At 71.7% G+C, this 19,302-nt stretch carries 17 protein-coding genes, 1 tRNA gene and 2 pseudogenes; 16 read left to right on the top strand and 4 right to left on the bottom strand.

Annotation, left to right across the window (positions count from 1 at the left end):
• The 7 genes and pseudogenes from ACWDEN_RS45895 to ACWDEN_RS45865 form a co-directional block, all read left to right on the top strand.
• Window positions 1-128: pseudogene (locus ACWDEN_RS45895) on the top strand (UTP--glucose-1-phosphate uridylyltransferase); the annotation flags it as partial.
• Window positions 125-1,447: a molybdotransferase-like divisome protein Glp gene (gene glp, locus ACWDEN_RS45890; protein ID WP_351621211.1), complete on the top strand. Its 1,323-nt coding sequence runs from the start codon at window positions 125-127 to the stop codon at window positions 1,445-1,447. The pseudogene ACWDEN_RS45895 and the gene glp, both read left to right, overlap by 4 nt.
• 85 nt (window positions 1,448-1,532) lie before the next feature.
• Entirely contained in the window at window positions 1,533-2,012 is a 480-nt protein-coding gene (moaC, locus tag ACWDEN_RS45885; protein WP_351621208.1) for a cyclic pyranopterin monophosphate synthase MoaC, read from the top strand.
• Window positions 2,009-2,509 carry a MogA/MoaB family molybdenum cofactor biosynthesis protein gene (locus ACWDEN_RS45880; protein WP_351621205.1) on the top strand — a complete coding sequence of 167 codons (501 nt, stop codon included), beginning with the start codon at window positions 2,009-2,011 and terminating at the stop codon, window positions 2,507-2,509. The genes moaC and ACWDEN_RS45880 overlap by 4 nt, the downstream gene beginning before the upstream one ends.
• 20 nt (window positions 2,510-2,529) lie before the next feature.
• Window positions 2,530-3,153, top strand: coding sequence for a GNAT family N-acetyltransferase (locus ACWDEN_RS45875; protein WP_351621202.1), 624 nt, complete (start codon window positions 2,530-2,532; stop codon window positions 3,151-3,153).
• 172 nt (window positions 3,154-3,325) lie between these two features.
• On the top strand, window positions 3,326-4,549 hold the full coding sequence (gene sepX, locus ACWDEN_RS45870) for a divisome protein SepX/GlpR (protein ID WP_351621199.1): 1,224 nt from the start codon (window positions 3,326-3,328) through the stop codon (window positions 4,547-4,549).
• A gap of 91 nt (window positions 4,550-4,640) precedes the next feature.
• Window positions 4,641-4,714: transfer RNA gene (locus tag ACWDEN_RS45865), tRNA-Ala, on the top strand.
• Between the two features lie 49 nt (window positions 4,715-4,763).
• Here the strand turns inward: ACWDEN_RS45865 and ACWDEN_RS45860 are convergent.
• The gene (locus tag ACWDEN_RS45860; RefSeq protein ID WP_351621196.1) at window positions 4,764-5,240 is read right to left on the bottom strand and encodes a GNAT family N-acetyltransferase; all 477 of its coding nucleotides are present in this window, start codon (window positions 5,238-5,240) and stop codon (window positions 4,764-4,766) included.
• Between the two features lie 79 nt (window positions 5,241-5,319).
• On the opposite strand from ACWDEN_RS45860, the gene ACWDEN_RS45855 reads away from it, so the two are divergent.
• Window positions 5,320-6,123 carry an exodeoxyribonuclease III gene (locus tag ACWDEN_RS45855; RefSeq protein WP_351621193.1) on the top strand — a complete coding sequence of 268 codons (804 nt, stop codon included), beginning with the start codon at window positions 5,320-5,322 and terminating at the stop codon, window positions 6,121-6,123.
• Here ACWDEN_RS45855 and ACWDEN_RS45850 read toward each other — a convergent pair.
• Window positions 6,120-6,740 carry a MerR family transcriptional regulator gene (locus ACWDEN_RS45850; RefSeq protein ID WP_351621214.1) on the bottom strand — a complete coding sequence of 207 codons (621 nt, stop codon included), beginning with the start codon at window positions 6,738-6,740 and terminating at the stop codon, window positions 6,120-6,122. The genes ACWDEN_RS45855 and ACWDEN_RS45850 overlap by 4 nt on opposite strands.
• A 188-nt stretch (window positions 6,741-6,928) precedes the next feature.
• Here ACWDEN_RS45850 and ACWDEN_RS45845 point away from each other — a divergent pair, with 188 nt between their 5' ends.
• From ACWDEN_RS45845 to ACWDEN_RS45830, 4 genes are all read left to right on the top strand, one after another.
• Window positions 6,929-8,536, top strand: coding sequence for a flavin-containing monooxygenase (locus tag ACWDEN_RS45845; RefSeq protein ID WP_351621190.1), 1,608 nt, complete (start codon window positions 6,929-6,931; stop codon window positions 8,534-8,536).
• A complete protein-coding gene (locus tag ACWDEN_RS45840) occupies window positions 8,533-9,474 on the top strand; it encodes an alpha/beta fold hydrolase (RefSeq protein ID WP_351621187.1) in 942 nt (313 codons plus the stop codon). Before ACWDEN_RS45845 ends, ACWDEN_RS45840 begins: the two co-directional genes overlap by 4 nt.
• On the top strand, window positions 9,471-10,355 hold the full coding sequence (locus ACWDEN_RS45835) for an SDR family oxidoreductase (protein ID WP_351621184.1): 885 nt from the start codon (window positions 9,471-9,473) through the stop codon (window positions 10,353-10,355). The genes ACWDEN_RS45840 and ACWDEN_RS45835 overlap by 4 nt, the downstream gene beginning before the upstream one ends.
• A 94-nt stretch (window positions 10,356-10,449) precedes the next feature.
• Complete coding sequence (locus ACWDEN_RS45830) at window positions 10,450-10,695, top strand: hypothetical protein (RefSeq protein WP_450863987.1); 246 nt, start codon at window positions 10,450-10,452, stop codon at window positions 10,693-10,695.
• Window positions 10,696-10,872: 177 nt separating this feature from the next.
• On the opposite strand, the gene ACWDEN_RS45825 is transcribed toward ACWDEN_RS45830, so the two are convergent.
• Window positions 10,873-14,352, bottom strand: a complete 3,480-nt coding sequence (locus ACWDEN_RS45825; protein ID WP_450863985.1) for a S41 family peptidase — start codon at window positions 14,350-14,352, stop codon at window positions 10,873-10,875.
• A 197-nt stretch (window positions 14,353-14,549) separates the two neighbouring features.
• Between ACWDEN_RS45825 and ACWDEN_RS45820 the strand changes: the two genes are divergently transcribed.
• The 4 genes and pseudogenes from ACWDEN_RS45820 to ACWDEN_RS45805 all read left to right on the top strand — a co-directional run.
• Complete coding sequence (locus tag ACWDEN_RS45820) at window positions 14,550-15,155, top strand: TetR/AcrR family transcriptional regulator (RefSeq protein WP_351621176.1); 606 nt, start codon at window positions 14,550-14,552, stop codon at window positions 15,153-15,155.
• A gap of 109 nt (window positions 15,156-15,264) precedes the next feature.
• Window positions 15,265-17,490, top strand: a complete 2,226-nt coding sequence (locus ACWDEN_RS45815) for an MMPL family transporter (RefSeq protein ID WP_450863983.1) — start codon at window positions 15,265-15,267, stop codon at window positions 17,488-17,490.
• A 129-nt stretch (window positions 17,491-17,619) separates the two neighbouring features.
• Window positions 17,620-18,135: a YbaK/EbsC family protein gene (locus tag ACWDEN_RS45810; RefSeq protein WP_351621170.1), complete on the top strand. Its 516-nt coding sequence runs from the start codon at window positions 17,620-17,622 to the stop codon at window positions 18,133-18,135.
• Window positions 18,132-18,863 (top strand): annotated as a pseudogene (locus tag ACWDEN_RS45805) (EamA family transporter); the annotation flags it as partial. The gene ACWDEN_RS45810 and the pseudogene ACWDEN_RS45805, both read left to right, overlap by 4 nt.
• Window positions 18,864-19,042: 179 nt before the next feature.
• Here the strand turns inward: ACWDEN_RS45805 and ACWDEN_RS45800 are convergent.
• A partial coding sequence (locus ACWDEN_RS45800) for a hypothetical protein (protein WP_450863993.1) occupies window positions 19,043-19,302 on the bottom strand: 260 nt, incomplete at its 5' end.

Below are 19,302 nucleotides of genomic sequence, written 5' to 3'. Positions count from 1 at the left end.
ACGACACCGGCGACCGTGGCGACTATCTGCGTGCCATTGTCAGACTGGCGTGCGAACGTGAAGACCTGGGCCCGGACTTCCGGACCTGGCTTCGCAGTTACGTAGCCGAGGAGATGCAGCAACATTGAGCAGCGCCGCGACCCGCCCCGCCGGCCCGGACGACCTGTGGTCGGTGGACGAGCACCTGGAGGACATCCTCTCGACCGTCCGCCCCCTCGACCCCATCGAGCTGCAGCTGCTCGACGCCCAGGGCTGCGTCCTGGTCGACGACGTGACGGTGCCGGTGTCCCTGCCGCCGTTCGACAACAGCTCCATGGACGGGTACGCGGTGCGGGTCGCGGACGTGGCGGGCGCCAGTGCGGAGTTCCCGGCCGTCCTGGAGGTCGTCGGCGACGTCGCGGCGGGCGCCGCCGACACGGTCCGGGTCGGCCCCGGCCAGGCCGCCCGCATCATGACCGGCGCGCCGCTGCCGCCCGGTGCCGAGGCCGTCGTCCCCGTGGAGTGGACCGACGGAGGGCTCGGCGAGGGCCCGGTGAGCGGGATGCGGGCGCGCAGCCTGGCCCCGGAGGGCGCCGCGGGGCAGGTGCGCGTGCACCGCCCCGCCGAGGCACGCGCGCACGTGCGCGCCAAGGGCAGCGACGTGAAGGCCGGCGACCGCGCCCTGGAGGCCGGGACGATCCTCGGCCCGCCGCAGATCGCGCTGCTGGCCGCGATCGGCCGCGGCACGGTACGCGTGCGCCCGCGCCCGCGCGTGGTCGTCCTGTCCACCGGCAGCGAACTCGTCCAGCCCGGCGAGGATCTGTCCGGCGGCCAGATCTACGACTCCAACAGCTTCGCCCTCACCGCCGCCGCACGGGACGCAGGCGCCATCGCCTACCGGGTGGGCGCCGTCGCCGACGACGCCGAGACCCTGCGCTCCACCATCGAGGATCAGCTCGTCCGCGCCGACCTGATGGTGACCACGGGCGGCGTGAGCGTCGGGGCGTACGACGTCGTCAAGGAGGCGCTTTCGTACGTCGGCGACGAGGACGAGGCGGGCGGCGGCGTGGAGTTCCGCAAGCTCGCCATGCAGCCCGGCAAGCCCCAGGGTTTCGGCTCCATCGGTCCCGACCACACGCCGCTGCTGGCCCTGCCGGGCAACCCGGTGTCGTCGTACGTCTCCTTCGAGCTGTTCGTCCGCCCGGCCATCCGCGTCCTGATGGGCCTGCCGGACGTGCACCGGCCCCGTGCCCGGGCCACCCTGAGGACCGATGAGGCGCTGCGATCACCCAAGGGCCGCCGGCAGTTCCTGCGCGGTGCGTACGGCGCCGGCGAGGTGACCCCCGTGGGCGGCTCCGGCTCGCACCTGATCGCGGCGCTCGCGCACGCCGACGCGCTGATCGTCGTCCCCGAGGACGTGGAGTCCGTCGAGCCCGGGGCCGAGGTGGAGGTGGTCCTGCTCGGCTGAGCCCTGCTGGTTGGGGGTACCGTGGCGCGCACAACAGGCCCGCGCACCGCACTGTGACGGGCCCGGACCGGGAGCGGCACACACCATGAGTACGCAGGACGGACTGACGCACATCGACGACTCGGGCGCGGCCCGCATGGTCGACGTATCGGGGAAGGACGTGACCGCGCGCACCGCCCGCGCCAGTGGCCGCGTCCTCGTCTCGCCCCGCGTGGTCGAGCTGCTGCGAGGCGAGGGGATGCCCAAGGGCGACGCCCTCGCCACCGCGCGGATCGCCGGGATCATGGGCGCCAAGCGCACACCGGATCTCATCCCGCTGTGTCACCCGTTGTCGGTGTCGGGTGTGAGACTGGATCTGTCGGTCGCGGACGACGCCGTGGAGATCCAGGCCACCGTGAAGACGACGGACCGTACGGGCGTCGAGATGGAGGCCCTCACCGCCGTGACGGTCGCCGCGCTCACCGTGATCGACATGGTCAAGGCGGTCGACAAGGGAGCGGTCATCACGGACGTGCGGGTGGAGGAGAAGACGGGCGGCAAGTCGGGCGACTGGAGCAGGGCATGACCTACCGCGCTCTGGTGGTCACCGCCTCCAACAGGGCTGCCGCGGGTGTCTACGAGGACAAGGGCGGCCCCTTGGTCGCCGACGGCCTGAAGAGCCTCGGGTTCGACGTCGACGGCCCCCAGGTCGTCCCGGACGGGGAGCCGGTCGAGGCGGCCCTGCGCGCGGGCGTCGACGCCGGCTACGACGCCGTCGTCACCACCGGCGGCACCGGGATCTCACCGACCGACCGCACGCCCGAGGCGACCCGCGCCGTGATCGACCGGGAGGTGCCCGGCATCGCCGAGGCCATCCGGGCCCACGGGCGGGAGAAGGTGCCGACCGCGGCGCTCTCCCGGGGCCTGGCCGGGGTGGCGGGACGGACCCTGATCGTCAATCTGCCGGGCTCCACGGGCGGGGTGCGTGACGGCCTCGCCGTGCTGGAACCCCTGCTGGTCCACGCCGTCGACCAGATCCGCGGCGGCGACCACCCCAGACCCAGCAGCGGGGGTGCGAGCTGAACAGCCCTTCCTGGCCGGTCGTGCTGGCGGACGGCGATGTCGTCCTCCGGCCGATAAGGCTGCGCGACCAGCGGGCCTGGCGCGAGGTGAACCGGCGCAACCGGGACTGGCTGCGCCCCTGGGAGGCGACCATTCCGCCGCCCACGCCGAGCGGGCCGATCGCGCACCGGCCGACCTACCGCCAGATGGTCCGGCACCTGCGTTCCGAGGCCAACGCGGGCCGGATGCTGCCGTTCGTCATCGAGTACCAGGGGCGGCTCGTCGGGCAGCTGACGGTCGCCGGGATCACCTGGGGATCGATGTGCTCGGGGCACGTCGGCTACTGGGTGGACGAGGCCGTCGCCGGGCGCGGGGTGATGCCGACGGCCGTCGCGCTCGTGGTGGACCACTGTTTCCGCACTGTCGGACTGCATCGCATCGAGGTCTGCATTCGGCCCGAGAACCGGCCCAGCCGGCGGGTCGTGGAGAAACTCGGATTCCGCGAGGAGGGGCTCCGGCCGCGCTATCTGCACATCGACGGGGCCTGGCGCGACCATCTGGTGTTCGCGCTCACCGCGGAAGAGGTGCCCGACGGTTTGCTCGCACGGTGGCAGCGGGCACGCTCCGAGCAGGTGCGGCAGAAACCCCAGAGCACGGGAAATTGAATATGTGTTCGAAATTGATCGGTTGTTGACCGTCTCAGCGGCATTGAATTCGTGCCTGAGGCGGTCACTGATCGCATCGGTCGCAAAAAAAGCTGGAAATATCAGCCAGATCGTGCGACACACCGGCCCAATTGGCGGATGGCCTCACGCAAACCCCTCTACGGTGTGAGACGTGAGCAGCAGCGGCCTCATCTACGCAGTCATTGTCGGGGCCTGGGCCGCCTACTTGGTGCCGATGTGGCTCCGTAGGCAGGACGAGCTGAACGAGGCCCGTCCGACGGAACGCTTCAGCACCGCCATCCGGCTGCTGTCCGGACGGGCGGGAATGGAGCGCCGGTACGCCAAGGACCTGCGGGCGCGCTCCGACCAGGAGGGGGAGCCCGGCGCCGGTGTCCCGGACGCCGTCACCGACTCGGTGGACGTCCGGTCCTTCGCCATGCCTCCGACCCGCCGTCAGGTGCACGCCGACGCCGAATCCGAGGCGTCCGGGAGAGCGCAACCGGCGCGCGAACACGACGCCGGACCGGCGCCCAAGTCCGGCTCCACGGCGGCGCAGAAGCCAGGGTCGTCCGAGCGGCGCGCCTCTTCGGCGCAGGCGGCCGCAGCGCGCGCCCGGCGCTCGAAGGTCCTCGCGCGCCGCAGGCGCACCACCGTGGTCCTCTTCCTCGCCTTCACGCTGGGGGCGATCGTCGCCGCCGTCGGCGGGCTCGCCTTCCTGTGGGCGCCTGCCGCACCGGCCGTTCTGCTCAGCGGGTACATCGCGTACCTGCGCTCCCAGGAGCGCCGTCGCTTCGCGTACCAGATGGACCGCCGGCGCGCCGAGGTGGCCGCCCAGCGGCTGCGGGAGCGGGAGCGCCAGCCGCGCCGTCGCGCGCCCCTCGACGCGGGACCCGGCGCGGACGAAACGGAGGGAGCCCCTCAGGTCCAGACGGACACCGGGCTCGCCGCACTCACCGCGGACCGGCGCGCCCTGGTCGAGCAGACCGACCACGCCGAGTGGGTGGACCAGCAGCGCGAGCGGCAGCGGCGGCCCGGCGGGGACAGCTGGGATCCCGTGCCTGTGCCCCTGCCGACGTACGTGACCGCGCCGGTCGCGCCGCGTGCCACGTCCGACGTGGATCTGGGGGCGCCCGACACCTGGAGTTCGGCGCGCTCCAGCTCGGTCGCGCCGGAGCACGAGGCGAGCCGCACGCCGGAGGCCGACGCGGAGGAGCGGATGCCTGAGCACGGGGGCAAGCCGGCGGACAGCCGCAACGACTCGCCGCCCCAGGCCCGGACGCGCACCCGCGGAGCGAACCCCGGCGGGGCCTCCGCGCGCCGGGCGCGTGAGCGCGGACGCACGCCCCTCTTCGATCAGTACGAGGACGGCGACCGCCCCCGCGCGGCCAACGAGTGACGCCCGCCACACTTCCGGAAGGCGTGCTGACCAGTCAGGGAACGGATTTCCAAGCACCCCGATCGGGATGCTAAAGTTTCACTCGTTGCAAGGGCCTGTGGCGCAGTCCGGTAGCGCACCTCGTTCGCATCGAGGGGGCCAGGGGTTCAAATCCCCTCAGGTCCACGCAGCATGGAGCCCCAGTCGGCGGAAGCCGACTGGGGCTCCATCGTGTCTACAGCCGCTTCGCGAAGCAGCGGCTCTCCTCGTGGTGCCGGTAGTAGCCGAACTTGGCGCAGGGTTCGTAGCCGCTCGCGGTGTACAGGGCGATGGCCTCCGGCTGCTTGGTCCCGGTCTCCAGGACCATGCGGATGCGGCCGGCCGCGCGGGCGTCCTCCTCCAGGGCCGTGAGGATCCGGCGGGCCAGTCCGCGGCCGCGCATCTCCGCTATGACGAACATGCGCTTCAGCTCGGCGTCGCCGTCCTCGTTGCCCTCCTCGTTGCGATCCTGGCTGCGCCAGCCGCCGGTGGCCACAGGGCGGTCGAACTCGTCGTACGCGATCAGGTAGACGCCGTGGGGCGGGTCGAAGTCCCTCGTGTCGAGGACGGTGGCGTCGCCGTCGTCGCCGTAACGCTCGGCGTACTCGGCCTGGACCTCGTCGTTGAGCTTCACGGCGTCGGGGTGATCGAAACGAACGGGGCGTATAATCATGCTGGATATCGTACTTCTATGCAGACGGTGGGACCTCGGGCTTTGAGGACTCCGACCAGTGTGCCGGTATCGTGCCGGGGTGCTGACTGTGACCTCGGTGAACGTGAACGGACTGCGGGCCGCCGCCAAGAAGGGCTTCGTGGAGTGGCTCGCGCAGACGGAAGCGAACGTCGTCTGCCTGCAGGAGGTGCGCGCCGAGCCGCACCAGCTGCCGGAGGAGGTCCGGCAGCCCGACGGCTGGCACGTCGTGCACGCCCCGGCGGCCGCCAAGGGCCGTGCGGGCGTCTCCCTCTACACCCGGCGCGAGCCCGACCGCGTCCGGGTCGGCTTCGGCTCGGCCGAGTTCGACGGCAGCGGGCGCTACGTCGAGGCCGACCTGCCCGGCGTCACCGTCGCCTCCCTCTACCTGCCCTCCGGCGAGGTCGGCACCGAGCGGCAGGACGAGAAGGTCCGCTTCATGGACGAGTTCCTCACCCACCTCAAGGCGCTGCGCGAGCGGGCCGCCGCCGACGGGCGCGAGGTGCTCGTCTGCGGCGACTGGAACATCGCCCACCAGCAGGCCGACCTCAAGAACTGGCGCGGCAACACCAGGAACTCCGGCTTCCTGCCCGAGGAACGTGAGTGGCTCGGCCGGGTGTTCGCGGCGGAGGACGGCGGCTACGTCGACGTCGTACGCGCCCTGCACCCGGACGTCGAGGGTCCGTACACCTGGTGGTCGTACCGGGGGCGGGCCTTCGACAACGACTCCGGATGGCGCATCGACCACCAGGTCGCCACGCCCGGTCTCGCCGGCAAGGCCGTCAAGGGCCTTGTGGAGCGCGCGGCCACGCACGCCGAGCGCTGGTCCGACCACGCGCCCGTGACCGTCGTCTACGACCTCTAGTCCCGCTTGCTGATCCGCCGGTCCAGGGCCAGCGACAGTTCCGCCTCGACCACGCTGCGGGCCAGGGGGCGCAGGCGGTGGAGGTCCTCCTCGGGGCCGTGGCGGAGGATCAGGTCGGTGAAGAGTCCGGCCAGGGCGTCGGCGTGTTCGCGGACGCGGGCGGCGGCCGTGAGGACCTCGGCGAGCGGGATGCCCTCGCGGACCAGGGCGGAGGAGACGTCCAGCAGCCGGCGGCTGATGTGGACGATCTCGTCGCCGTCGGTGCCGAGGTAGCCCAGTTCCATGGCGGCGGCGAGGTTCTCGGGGGTGACCTCGCCCTCGAAGCGGGCGGCGAGCTCCTCAGGGGTGAGGCGGACCGGCTCCTCCTCGGTGGGGGTGCCGACGCCGAGGAGGTCGGCGACGCCTCGGCCCTGGTCGAGGGCCTCGGCGAGTTCCGCGATGCCGTTCAGGGTGTGGCCGCGCTCCAGCAGGGCGGCGATGGTGCGCAGACGGGCCAGGTGGTGGTCGTCGTACCAGGCGATACGGCCCTCGCGGCGGGGCGGCGGGATCAGCTTGCGCTCACGGTAGAAGCGCAGCGTGCGCACGGTGATGCCGGCCAGCCGCGCCAGCTCCTCCATGCGGTACTCGCGCCGTGCCCGCGGCCGTACCTCCGGGTGTTCTGCGTCCTCTGCCACGCCCGAAGCCTATGGTGTACCGCCGGTAACTTCCTTCTCCCGCCCCCTACCGCTCGGTACGGGGCTGCTCTACAGTCCCATTGCGCCAGTGTTCACTGGCAGAGTCCAAGGCGATGCGTGGAGGCTTCGGGATGGCCGAGCACGAGCATGTACGGGTGGCGGTGATCGGGTCCGGGTTCGGCGGGCTGGGGGCCGCCGTGCGGCTGCGCCGCGAAGGGATCACCGACTTCGTCGTCCTGGAGCGGGCGGACAGCGTCGGTGGTACCTGGCGGGACAACAGTTACCCCGGGTGCGCCTGTGACGTGCCCTCCCATCTCTACTCCTTCTCCTTCGCGCCCAACCCCGACTGGCCGCGCACCTTCTCCGGGCAGGGGCACATCCGCGCCTACCTCGAGCACGTCACCGACCTGTTCGGACTGCGCCCCCACATCCGCTTCGACTCCGAGGTCAAGCTGATGAGCTGGGACACCGAGAACCTGCGGTGGGAGATCGAGACCGCGCGGGGCACGCTCACCGCCGACGTGGTCGTCTCCGCCACCGGGCCGCTGTCCGACCCCAAGATCCCCGAGATCCCGGGCCTGGAATCCTTCCCGGGCAAGGTGTTCCACTCCGCCCGCTGGGACCACGACTACGACCTGCGCGGCAAGCGCGTCGCTATGGTCGGCACCGGCGCCTCCGCCATCCAGATCGTGCCCGCGATCCAGCCGCAGGTCGGCCGGCTCACCCTCTTCCAGCGCACGCCGCCATGGGTCATGCCCCGCGTGGACCGCGCCATCAGCGGCGCCGAACGCCGGCTGCACCGGTCCGTCCCCTTCACCACCCGGCTCAGGCGCGGCCTGCTGTGGGGCATCCGGGAACTGCAGGTGCAGGCGTTCACCAAGCACCCCGACGAACTCGGCCTGGTCGAGCAGCTCGCCAAGCGCAACATGGCCCGCGCCGTCAAGGACCCGGCCCTGCGCGCCAAGCTGACCCCCGACTACCGCATCGGCTGCAAGCGGATCCTGCTGTCCAGCACGTACTACCCGGCGCTGACCCGGCCGAACGTGGACGTCGTCGCCAGCGGGCTCAGCGAGATCCGCGGGTCGACCGTCGTCGCGGCCGACGGCACCGAGGCCGAGGCCGACGCGATCATCTTCGGCACGGGCTTCCACGTCACGGACCTGCCGATCGCCGAGCGGGTGGTCGGAGCGGAGGGCGTCACCCTCGCCGAGTCCTGGAAGAACGGCATGCAGGCGCTGCGCGGTGCCGCGGCCGCCGGGTTCCCGAACTGGATCACGATCATCGGGCCCAACACCGGCCTCGGGAACTCCTCCATGATCCTCATGATCGAGTCCCAGCTGAACTACATGGCCGACTATCTGCGGCAACTGGACGTCCTCGGCGGCCGTACGGCCCTCGATGCCCGGCCCGCGGCCGTCGAGGACTGGAACCACAAGGTCCAGGAGCGCATGAAGCGCACCGTGTGGAACACCGGTGGCTGCACCAGCTGGTACCTCGACGCGAGCGGCCGGAACACCACCATCTGGCCCGGTACGACGTCCGAGTTCCGGCGCGCGACCCGGCGGGTGGACCTGGCGGAGTACGAGGTCATCCGGAAGACCGACGGCAAGCCGGCCGGTACGGCAGTACAGAAGGCGGCCGATACGGCAGTGCAGAAGGCCGATACGGCAGTACAGAAGGCCGGTACCGCCGTGCAGAAGACGGTGGCCGCCGCCCAGCAGAGTGAGGGTGCCGCATGAGCAGGATCGCTTCCGTGACCTCCGGGCCGTACGCCCCGCCCACCGCCTCCCGCGAACTCACCGTCGTCTCCGCCGACGGCGCGCGGCTGCACGTCGAGGTGCACGGCCCCGAGAGCGCGCCCCCCGTCGTCCTCTCCCACGGCTGGACCTGCTCGACCGCCTTCTGGGCGGCGCAGATTCGGGACCTGGCGACGGACCACCGGGTGATCGCGTACGACCAGAGGGGGCACGGGCGCAGTCCCGCGAGCCCCGCGTGCACCACCCACACGCTGGCGGACGACCTCGAAGCGGTCCTCGCGCAGACGCTCGCACCCGGGGAGAAGGCGCTGATCGTCGGGCACTCCATGGGCGGTATGACCGTCATGGCCGCAGCCGCGCGCCCCCGCTTCCGGGAACACGCCGCCGCCGTCCTGCTGTGCAGCACCGGCAGTTCGCGGCTGGTGGCGGAGGCGCGCGTGGTGCCGCTCGGCGCCGGGCGCGTGCGCACCTGGATCACCGGGCGCATTCTCGGCTCGCGCGCCCCGCTCGGCCCGGTCACGCCGGTCGCGAAGAGCATCCTCAAGTACGCCACCATGGGCGCAGGTTCCGCCCCGCACATGGTGGAGGCGTGCGCGCGGATCGTGCACGCCTGCCCGCGCGCCGTGCGGCACGCCTGGGCGCGCGTGCTCGAGGTGCTCGATCTCGACCACGGCGTACGGGAGTTGCACGCGCCGACCGCGATCGTGCACGGCGCGTCCGACCGGCTCACGCCCCCCGTGCACGCCCGCGCGCTGGTCGCCGCGCTGCCGCACTGCGTCGGTCTCACCGAGCTGACCGGCGTCGGCCACATGACCCCCATCGAGGCCCCCGACCTGGTGACCGGCAGGATCCGGGAACTCGTCACCACCTACGTCACCCGCAAGAAGGCCACAGGCGTGCAGATCAAGGAGGGCGCATGAGCAGGGTCAGCCTGGAAGGGCAGGTCGCGGTCGTCACCGGAGCGGCGCGCGGCGTCGGTGAGCTGCTGGCGCGCAAGCTCTCCGCGCGCGGCGCGAAGGTGGCGCTGGTCGGGCTGGAGGAGGAGGCCCTCAAGGACGTCTCCTCGCGCCTGCACAGCGACAGCGCCTACTGGTACGCCGACGTCACCGACCACGAGACGATGAGCCGGGTCGCGCAGGAGGTGAAGGCGCGGTTCGGGAAGGTCGACATCGTGGTCGCCAACGCCGGTGTGGCGACGGGCGGTCCGTTCGCCGACTCCGATCCGCAGGCCTGGCGGCGGGTGATCGAGGTGAACCTGATCGGTTCGGCGGTGACCGCGCGGGCCTTCCTGCCGGTGCTGGTGGAGAGCCGGGGCTATCTGCTCCAGATCGCCTCGCTCGCCGCGATCACTCCGGCGCCGATGATGACGGCCTACTGCGCGTCCAAGTCGGGCGTGGAGGCGTACGCGCACAGTCTGCGCGCCGAGGTCGGCTACCAGGGTGTGCGCGTCGGTGTCGCGTACTTGTCCTGGACCGACACCGACATGGTGCGCGGCGCCGACCAGGACGACGTCATGCGGGAGCTGAGGCAGCGGCTGCCGTGGCCCTCCAACAAGACCTATCCGCTGGGGCCGGCGGTGGACCGGCTGGTCGCCGGGATCGAGCGGCGCTCGGCGCACGTGTACGGGCAGTGGTGGTTGCGCGGCATGCAGGGCGTGCGCGGTTATCTGCCGGCGCTCATCGGGACGGTCGGGCAGCGCGAGATGAAGCGGTTCGCGCCCCGGCTGCAGGGGATGCGCTCCGGGCTCGTCGGTGCAGGTGGGGAGGCCGACGAAGCAGCGCGCGCTACGCACCGTGACTGATCCACATGCGCTCCGTGGTCGCCCGTGTGAATCTGGTCGAGGCCCCACTGAGGGGCCGAATTCTCCACCTCACCCACCACGGGAGTGAACCCACATGGGTATGAAGGACAAGGCCAACGAGTGGCAGGAACAGGGCAAGCAGAAGCTCGGTGAGGCCCGTGAGCGGGCCGGTCAGCGCGGCCAGCAGCAGCCCCAGCGCGGCCAGCAGCAGCCTCAGCGTGGCCAGCAGCAGCCCTCGCGAGGCCAGCAGCAGCCGCAGCGCGGTCGCGAGAATCTGCGCGACATCGAGGACACGGAAGCGGAGATGGAAGACCGCTTCGACCGGGACTACGACGCGTAGTCGCTGCGCTCGGCTTTGGCCGGATCGGCGTGGGGCGCCCTTCTTCTGAAGGGTGCCCTGCGTCTGTGTGCGGGGTGCCTTCGGCGCGTTGTCGGGTGCGGGTGCGGGTGCGTTGTGGCTTGTCGCGCAGTTCCCCGCGCCCCTTCGATACGCGGCCCTTTTTGATCAGTTCCCCGGTCACCCAGTCCTCGGAGGGAGCTTCCTCGGAGGGAGCTTCGGGCGGGAGCGGTCGGGGAACCCGCTGTAGTCGGGGGGGATGGCGGCGGGGTTGGACTCCAGCAGTTCCAGGGCCAGTTCGACCGCGTCGGCCAGCTGGGCGTGCCGGCCTTCCGCCCAGTCCAGCGGGGTGCGCATGATCTCCAGGTCGGGGGCGACGCCGTGGTTCTCCACGGACCAGCCGTAGGCGTCGAACCAGGCCGCGTTCATCGGCACCGTGATGACCGTGCCGTCGCCCAGCCGGTGCCGGCCGGTCATGCCGACCACGCCGCCCCAGGTGCGCTGGCCGACCACCGGGCCGAGCTTCAGCAGCTTGAAGGCGGCCGTGATCATGTCGCCGTCCGAGGAGGTCGCCTCGTCGGCGAGCGCGACCACCGGGCCCCTCGGCGCGTTCGAGGTGTACGACACCGGTTGCGCGTCCCGCGTCAGGTCCCAGCCCAGGATCGTCCGGGTCAGCTTCTCGATGACGAGTTCGCTGATGTGCCCGCCCGCGTTGCCGCGCACGTCCACGATCAGGGCGGGCCGGGACACCTCCATGCGCAGGTCGCGGTTGAACTGGGCCCAGCCGGAGCCGCCCATGTCGGGGATGTGCAGATAGCCGCACTTGCCGCCGCTCAACTCCCGTACGACCTCGCGGCGTTTGGCGACCCAGTCCTGGTAGCGCAGCGGCCGTTCGTCGACGAGCGGGACGACGGCGACCCGGCGGGCCCGGCCCGGCTCCCCTTCCGGGGGGAGGAACGTCAGCTCCACGGTCGTACCGCCGGAGCCGGCGAGGAGCGGATACGGGCCGGTCACCGGATCGACCGGGCGGCCGTCGACGTGGGTGAGGACGGCGCCCTCGCGGATGCCCGTGCCGGCCAGCGGCGAGCGGGCCTTGGAGTCGGAGGAGTCGCCGGGCAGGATGCGCTTGATCGTCCAGTGGCCGTCGCGGCGTACGAGGTTGGCGCCGAGGAGGCCCTGCCAGCGCTGGTAGTGGGCCGGGCCCTCGTTGCGGCGGGCGGCGGTGACGTAGGCGTGCGAGGTGCCCAGCTCGCCGAGGACCTCGCGCAGGAGATCGGCGAACTCGTCGGGGGAGGCGACCCGTTCGACGAGGGGACGGTACTGGTCGAGCACCGCGTCCCAGTCGATGCCGCACATGCCCGGGTCCCAGAAGTAGGCGCGGATGAGCCGGCCGGCCTCGTCGTACGCCTGGCGCCACTCGGCGGGCGGGTCGACCACGTGCAGGATGCGGCGCAGGTCGATCCAGACGCTCGTGTCGCTGTCGCCCATCTCCGTGGAGGGCACGGCGCGCAGGTCGCCCTCGTCCACGACGACCAGCCGGGTGCCGTCGCCGCTGACCGCGAACCAGTCGAGGTGGTCGACCAGTTCGGACTTCTTCGCCTTGGCGAGGTTGAAGTACTCCAGGGTCGGGCGGCCGCTGACGTCGGCCGGGTTGGCGAAGGTCTCGCCGAGCGCGCCGGAGATCGGCCAGCGCAGCCAGACCAGCCCGCCGCCGGCGACCGGGTGCAGCGCGGAGTACTTGGAGGCGATCACCGGGAACGGCGTGACCCGCATCGCCAGGCCCTCGACCTCCACGGTCACCGTGCCCGCCTCGCCCGTCTCCTCGTCCTCGACCGGGTCGAGCCCGCCGGCCGCCGGACGGCCCTCGGGGTTCAGGGCGAAGGGGGAGAGCGTCGCCGAGTTCAGCGGCACGAGGTACGGGCGGCAGCCGAGCGGGAAGGACAGGTCGCCGGTGTGGACGTCGTACACCGGGTCGAAGCCGCGCCAGGAGAGGAAGGCGAGGTAGCGGCCGTCGCGGGTGAAGACGGGGTTCTCGTCCTCGAAGCGGCCGTTGGTCACGTCGACGATCAGCCGGTCCTTGATGCGGGCCAGTTTGATCTGGCGCAGGGAGCGGCCGATGCCCGGGTGGGACCAGGCGAGCCAGGCGCCGTCCGGGGAGAAGGCGAGGTCGCGCACGGGACCGTTGATGGACCGGATCAGCTCGGTCACGTGCTCGCCGACACCGGCGGCACCTGAGCCGCCGTCACCTGCGTCGCCTGAGCCACTGGAGCCACTCAAGCCACCAAAGTCACCCAAGCGACTCGACTCACCACTGGAGTCACCAGAGTCACCGGAGTCACCAGAGCCCCCGGAGTTATCCGCGTCCCCTGATGCACTCCCCGCGTCCGCCGTCTCTCCCGTGACCTGGCCCTCGGTGCCTTCCGGCTCCTCCGCCACATCGATCAGCAGCAGCCGTCCGTCGTGCGAGGCGACCGCCAGCCGTTCGCCCAGGGGGTCGGAGGCCATCTCCAGGACGCGGCCCATCCGGCCGGAGGCGAGCCGGCGGGGAGGGCGGTCGCCGGTCGCACGGGGCAGCTGGGCGATCTCCACGGCGTCCTCGCCCTCGGCGTCCGTCACATAGGCCACCTGCCCGGTCGTGCCCAGCATTTCCGGCAGCCGTACCCGCACGCCGGGCGTGTCGGTGATCGTACGGGCGGGGCCGTCGCGGTGGGTGAGCCAGTACAGGCTGCCGCGTACGACGACGGCGCTGGCCCGGCCCGTCTCGTCCACGGAGACGCCGTCGATGTTCTGCGCGGCCGGCGCCTGGTGGCGGCGGCGCCCGTTGGCCGGCCCGGCCAGGCGGATGTCGAGCTTGCGCGGTACGGCCCGAGGGGAGAGGTCGTCCACCAGCCACAGGTCGCCCGCGCACTGGTAGACCACCCGGGTGCCGTCGGTGGAGGCGTGCCGGGCGTAGCAGGCGTCGTGGTCGGTGTGGCGGCGCAGGTCGGTGCCGTCGTACGCGCAGGAGTAGAGGTTGCCGACGCCCTCGTGGTCGGAGAGGAAGGCGATCCGGCCGGCGACGAACAGGGGGGAGGCCAGATGGCCGCCGATGTCGGGCACGAGCCGCCGCCCGTGCAGCCAGAGGCGGCCCATGGCGCCTCCTCGGTAGCGCTTCCAGGAGGCCGGTTCGTGCGGTGGGGTGCCGGTGAGCAGCAGTGTCCGGTGCTCGCCCTCGACGTCGGCGACCTGGATGTCGGCGACCGGGCCCCAGGGCAGTTTGCGGCCGGGGTCGCCGTCGGTGGACACCTTGTAGGCCCAGGTGAAGTGCGAGAAGGGCTCGCCGTGGGAGGCGACGGCCAGGATGTGGCACGTTCCGTCCTCGTCCGGGGGCGTCCAGCCGCAGACCTGGGTGTCGGTGTTGCCCCAGTACGTCAGCTGCCGCGCGGGGCCGCCCTCGACGTCGACGAGGTGGATCTCGGGGACGAGACTGCGCCAGCTCGTGAAGGCGATCAGGCGGCCGTCGGGGGAGAAGCGCGGGTGCCCTTCCTTCGTGCGGTCCGCCGTGAGCCGCCAGGCCCGGCCCGGGGTGTCGAGGGGGGCCAGCCAGATGTCGTCCTCGGCCACGAAGCACACCAGGTCGCCGCTGAGGTGGGGAAAGCGCAGATAGCTCACCCTCCCCATGCTTTTCCGCCCGCTGGGGCCCAGCAACTCGTGCGGCCCGCGCGGCCGCAACCGGCGCGGTCCTCACGGCCGCGAACTTATGCGGCCCTCACGTTCGTGACCCAACACACGTACGAAACGGTTTCGTTTCGCATCGTCCAAGGGGTATCTTCGTGGTGGTACGAAGCAGGAGGCTCCGGAGTGGGAAGGCGAGTGACATGACCGAGGTCGTCGCAGCTTCGCGTCGCAGCCGGATCACGCCCGAGCGCGAGGCCGAGTTGTACGGGGCCGTGCTCGACCTGCTCCGGGAGGTCGGCTACGACGCCCTCACCATGGACGCCGTCGCCGCCCGCACCCGGTCCAGCAAGGCCACGCTCTACCGCCAGTGGGGCGGCAAGGCCGAGCTGGTGGCGAAGGCGGTGCGGCACAGCAGGCCGGGCGGCCCCGCCGACGGGGTCGACACCGGGTCGCTCAGAGGCGACCTGCACGCCCTCACCCTGCGCTCCGACGACTGCGAGATGGAACAGAACTCCGCGCTGATGCGGGGTCTGGCGATGGCCGTCCACGGCAACCCGGACCTCCTGAAGGCGTTCAAGGAGCATCTCATCGAGCCGGAGCTGGCGGAGTTCCGCCGGGTGCTGCGGCTGGCGATCGACCGGGGCGAGGTCCGTGCCGACAATCCCGCGATCGACTACGTGATGCACATGATGATCGGCGGGTTCGCCGCCCGTTCGCTCATCGACGAGCAGCCGCCGACGCAGGCCTTCCTCCTGTCGTACATCGACGCCGTGGTCCTCCCCGCCCTCGGCGCACCCACCAGCTGATCATCCTCCGATCCCCGAGCAAGCCCACCGTCTGACGTCACCGCTCACGTCGTCGGGCTGATCACCCCTGCCCTGATGAACCCCACGACCTGACCGGGAGTACGCCTCCGTGGCCACGTTTCTGTACAAAGCAGGCCGTCTCGCCTTCCGGCGACGGCACTTCGTCGCCCTCCTATGGGTCGCGCTGCTCACCCTGGCCGGGGTGGGCGCCGCGTCCGCGCCGCCCGCCGGCAGCACGTCCTTCTCCATCCCCGGCACCGAGGCCCAGAAGGCCTTCGACCTGCTGGAACATCGCTTCCCCGGGATGAGCGCCGACGGCGCCACCGCGCGCGTGGTCTTCAAGGCGCCCAGCGGCGAGAAGATGACCGACCACGACAACAAGGCGGCCGTCGAGCAGACCGTCGAGGAGCTGCGGAGCGGCTCCGAGGTCGCCTCCGTCGCCGACCCCTACGCCGGGCACGCCGTCAGCAGGAACGGCACGATCGCCTACGCCTCGGTGAAGTACAAGGTCTCCGGCATGGAGCTGAAGGACGCCTCGAAGGCCGCCCTGAAGGAGGCCGCCCAGCACGCGCGTGACGCCGGGCTGACCGTCGAGGTCGGCGGTGACGCGCTCACCGCGACCCCGGAGACCGGGTCCAGCGAGGTCATCGGCATCGGGATCGCCGCCGTCGTCCTCGTCATCACCTTCGGCTCGCTGCTCGCGGCCGGATTCCCGCTGCTCACCGCCCTCATCGGCGTCGGCATCGGCGTCTCCACCATCACCGCACTCGCCAGCGCCCTGGACCTCGGCTCCACGACCTCCACCCTGGCGTCGATGATCGGCCTGGCCGTCGGCATCGACTACGCCCTCTTCATCGTCTCCCGCTACCGCGCCGAACTGGCCGAGGGCCGCGAGCGCGAGGACGCGGCCGGACGTGCCGTCGGCACGGCGGGCTCGGCGGTGGTCTTCGCGGGCCTCACCGTCGTCATCGCCCTGGTCGGCCTGTCGGTCGTCAACATCCCGATGCTCACCAAGATGGGCATCGCCGCGGCGGGCACCGTCGCCATCGCCGTCCTCATCGCGCTGACGATGATCCCGGCGCTGCTCGGCTACGCGGGCCGCAGGATCAAGCCGGCCGGTGAGAAGAGCAAGCTGCTGGGCGGCGGCCGTACGCCGAAGAAGCCCGGCCGCCCCAACATGGGCACCCGCTGGGCGAGCTTCGTCGTACGCCGCCCGGTCGCCGTCCTCCTCCTCGGCGTGCTGGGCCTCGGCGCGGCGGCGATCCCGGCCGCCTCCCTGGAACTGGGCCTGCCCGACGACGGCGCCCAGCCCACCTCCACCACCCAGCGCCGCGCCTACGACCTGCTCTCCGAGGGCTTCGGGCCGGGCTTCAACGGCCCCCTGATGGTCGTGGTCGACGCCAAGGACAGCGCCCACCCCAAGAAGGCGTTCACCGAGGTCGGCAACGAGATCAAGGACCTGAAGGACGTCGTCACGGTCACCCCGGCCGTGCCCAACAAGGCCGGCGACACCGCGACGATCACCGTCGTACCCAAGTCCAAGCCGTCCTCGAAGACGACCGAGGACCTGGTGCACGCCATCCGTGACAAGGGCGCGGGCATCGCCGAGAAGACCGGTTCCAAGGTGCTGGTCACCGGCTCCACGGCGATGAACATCGACGTCTCGCAGAAGCTGAACGACGCACTGCTGCCCTACCTGGCGCTGGTGGTCGGCCTGGCCTTCCTGCTCCTGATCGTGGTCTTCCGCTCGGTCCTCGTCCCGCTGAAGGCGGCCCTCGGCTTCCTGCTCAGCGTGCTCGCGGCCCTCGGCGCGGTCGTCGCGGTCTTCCAGTGGGGCTGGCTGTCCGGCCTGATGAACGTCGAGCAGACCGGCCCGGTCATGTCGATGATGCCGATCTTCATGGTGGGTGTGGTCTTCGGTCTCGCGATGGACTACGAGGTCTTCCTCGTGACCCGGATGCGGGAGGCGTTCGTCCACGGCGAGAAGCCCAGTCAGGCCGTGGTGACCGGCTTCAAGCACGGGGCGCGGGTCGTCACCGCCGCCGCCGTCATCATGATCGCCGTCTTCTCCGGCTTCATCGGCTCCAGCGAGGCGATGGTCAAGATGATCGGCTTCGGCCTCGCGATCGCCGTCTTCTTCGACGCGTTCATCGTCCGCATGGCCATCGTCCCGGCGGTCCTCGCCCTGCTCGGCAAGCGGGCCTGGTGGCTGCCGAAGTGGCTCGACCGCGCGCTGCCCAACGTGGACGTCGAGGGCGAGGGCCTGCGCACGGAGTCCCCCGCGGGCGGCAAGGACGCCGACCCCGACGAGGAGAGGGAGCTGGTACGGGCCTGACGTACCGCTTCCGAGCCGGAGCTGCCGGTGAGGGTGCCCGTGGGGACGGGGCTGCACCCTCACCGGCTTTCTGCCCCGCCCCGGAAAACGTCGTGATCAGGGCACGGGCGATGACGTAGCGTGCCGGGCATGACGACGACAGCCGCCACTGACGCCGGAGAATCCGGAGCCCACCCCCGTTTCGCGCAGGCCCTGCGCGCCCTCGGGCTCGAGGACGTGCTCGCCCGTACCCGGCGGTTCCCGGAGGCCACCCGCACCGCCGCCGAGGCCGCCGCGGCCATCGGCTGCGAGCTCAGCCAGATCTGCAAGTCGCTGATCTTCGCCGCCGACGGAGTACCGGTGCTGGTCCTCATGGACGGGGCCTCGCGCGTGGACGTGGAGCGGGTACGGCAGGAACTGGGCGCCGGCGAGGTCACCCGGGCCGACGCCGGTGCCGTACGCGAGACCACCGGGTACGCCATCGGCGGTGTGCCGCCCTTCGGGCACCGCACACGCACACGTGTCCTCGCCGACCGCTCGCTGCTCGCCCACGACGTGGTGTGGGCGGCCGCCGGAACGCCGCACACCGTCTTCCCGATCGAGCCCGAGGCGCTCGTGACCCACGCCGGTGCCGAACTGGTGGACGTGCGCGAGCAGACCGCCTGACGCCGCTGCTCGCCGCCGCGGTACCGCGCGCCGCGGTCACGCACGCCGGCTGGAACGCCATCGCGCACCGGATCACCGGCAAACTCGTCGGCCTCGGTCTGATCTCCGGCGGCGGGGCGCTGACCCGGCTCGCGATCGTGCCGTTCGTGGCCCTCCCTGCCGGCCCCGCCTGGCCGTACCCGCTGGTCTCGGCGGTCCTCCATATCGCCAACTCCGCCCTGCTGATGACCTCCTTCCGGCTCGGTGACTTCGGCCAGGCGCATCCCGTCGAGCGCGGCAGCGCCCCGCTCGAGGTCACGTGCCGGCCGCCGCGTTCGCCCACGAGGTGCCCGGCGACCGGGCGCCGACCGGGATCGCCGTGTCCTGCGTGGGGCTCATCGGCGTCAGCCTGTGGGGACTGCGCGGAAGCCGGCCGAACCGGGCGGTGATCGGCGCGGCCCTCGCGACCGGGCTGACGATCGCGGCGTACACGGTGATCGACGGCCTCGGCGTACGCGCCGCGCACTCACCCCTCGGGTACATCGCCTGGCTCATGGCCGTCGAGGCAATCGTCATCCCGGCCTGCCTGTACGCACGCGCGCGTGCCGACACCGTCCGGCTGCTCCGTCCCCACGCCGCCCTCGGCCTCCACGGCGCCGCCCTGGCCTCCACCGCGTACGCCCTGGTCCCCCTGGGCCCGGACCCGCGCACAACTCGCCCCGGTCGCCGACCTGCGCGAGTCCTCCGTCAAGCCGTGTCGATGCGGTGATCACTTGGCTGTTCAGGTGTCGGCTCGGAAGGCGGACAGGGCCTCTTGGTACTCGGATTCGTTCGGCTCATCCGGCCACCAAGAGGCCCTGAAGGCAGGCGTTCAGGTCCACGCAGAGGGAGCAGTGTCCTGGGTGGTCGAGACGTACTCCATCATTCGTCAGTTGGTGGCGAGGGTCTCAGTGATCCGAGTCAGGGTGGCCGGGGTGGTGGTGGACAGGTTGGTGAACAGGTTGGCCGTGACCGTCCCGCCTGCGGAAACAGCCCACAGGTCGGGTATGCCGTCGCGGTTGGCGTCGGCGGCCTGCAGGGTCAGTGCGGCTCCGGTGTTCCACCCGGTGGCGACCGGGTAGGCGGTGTAGGTGAGGTTGCCGGTGCTGGGGTCGGCGGCCAGGTTCTTCCACAGGTCGAGTTCGCCGG

Source organism: Streptomyces sp. NPDC001153, assembly GCF_053598315.1.
This window is presented reverse-complemented; position numbering and strand designations above follow the sequence as displayed.

Bases quoted from the DNA above. Each gene is read 5' to 3' on its own strand.
- moaC (WP_351621208.1), top strand. From the start codon at position 1,533: ATGAGTACGCAGGACGGACTGACGCACATCGACGACTCGGGCGCGGCC.
- ACWDEN_RS45880 (WP_351621205.1), top strand. From the start codon at position 2,009: ATGACCTACCGCGCTCTGGTGGTCACCGCCTCCAACAGGGCTGCCGCG.
- ACWDEN_RS45860 (WP_351621196.1), bottom strand. From the start codon at position 5,240: ATGATTATACGCCCCGTTCGTTTCGATCACCCCGACGCCGTGAAGCTC.
- ACWDEN_RS45850 (WP_351621214.1), bottom strand. From the start codon at position 6,740: ATGGAGGAGCTGGCGCGGCTGGCCGGCATCACCGTGCGCACGCTGCGC.
- ACWDEN_RS45845 (WP_351621190.1), top strand. From the start codon at position 6,929: ATGGCCGAGCACGAGCATGTACGGGTGGCGGTGATCGGGTCCGGGTTC.
- ACWDEN_RS45840 (WP_351621187.1), top strand. From the start codon at position 8,533: ATGAGCAGGATCGCTTCCGTGACCTCCGGGCCGTACGCCCCGCCCACC.
- ACWDEN_RS45835 (WP_351621184.1), top strand. From the start codon at position 9,471: ATGAGCAGGGTCAGCCTGGAAGGGCAGGTCGCGGTCGTCACCGGAGCG.
- ACWDEN_RS45830 (WP_450863987.1), top strand. From the start codon at position 10,450: ATGGGTATGAAGGACAAGGCCAACGAGTGGCAGGAACAGGGCAAGCAG.
- ACWDEN_RS45825 (WP_450863985.1), bottom strand. From the start codon at position 14,352: ATGGGGAGGGTGAGCTATCTGCGCTTTCCCCACCTCAGCGGCGACCTG.
- ACWDEN_RS45820 (WP_351621176.1), top strand. From the start codon at position 14,550: ATGACCGAGGTCGTCGCAGCTTCGCGTCGCAGCCGGATCACGCCCGAG.
- ACWDEN_RS45810 (WP_351621170.1), top strand. From the start codon at position 17,620: ATGACGACGACAGCCGCCACTGACGCCGGAGAATCCGGAGCCCACCCC.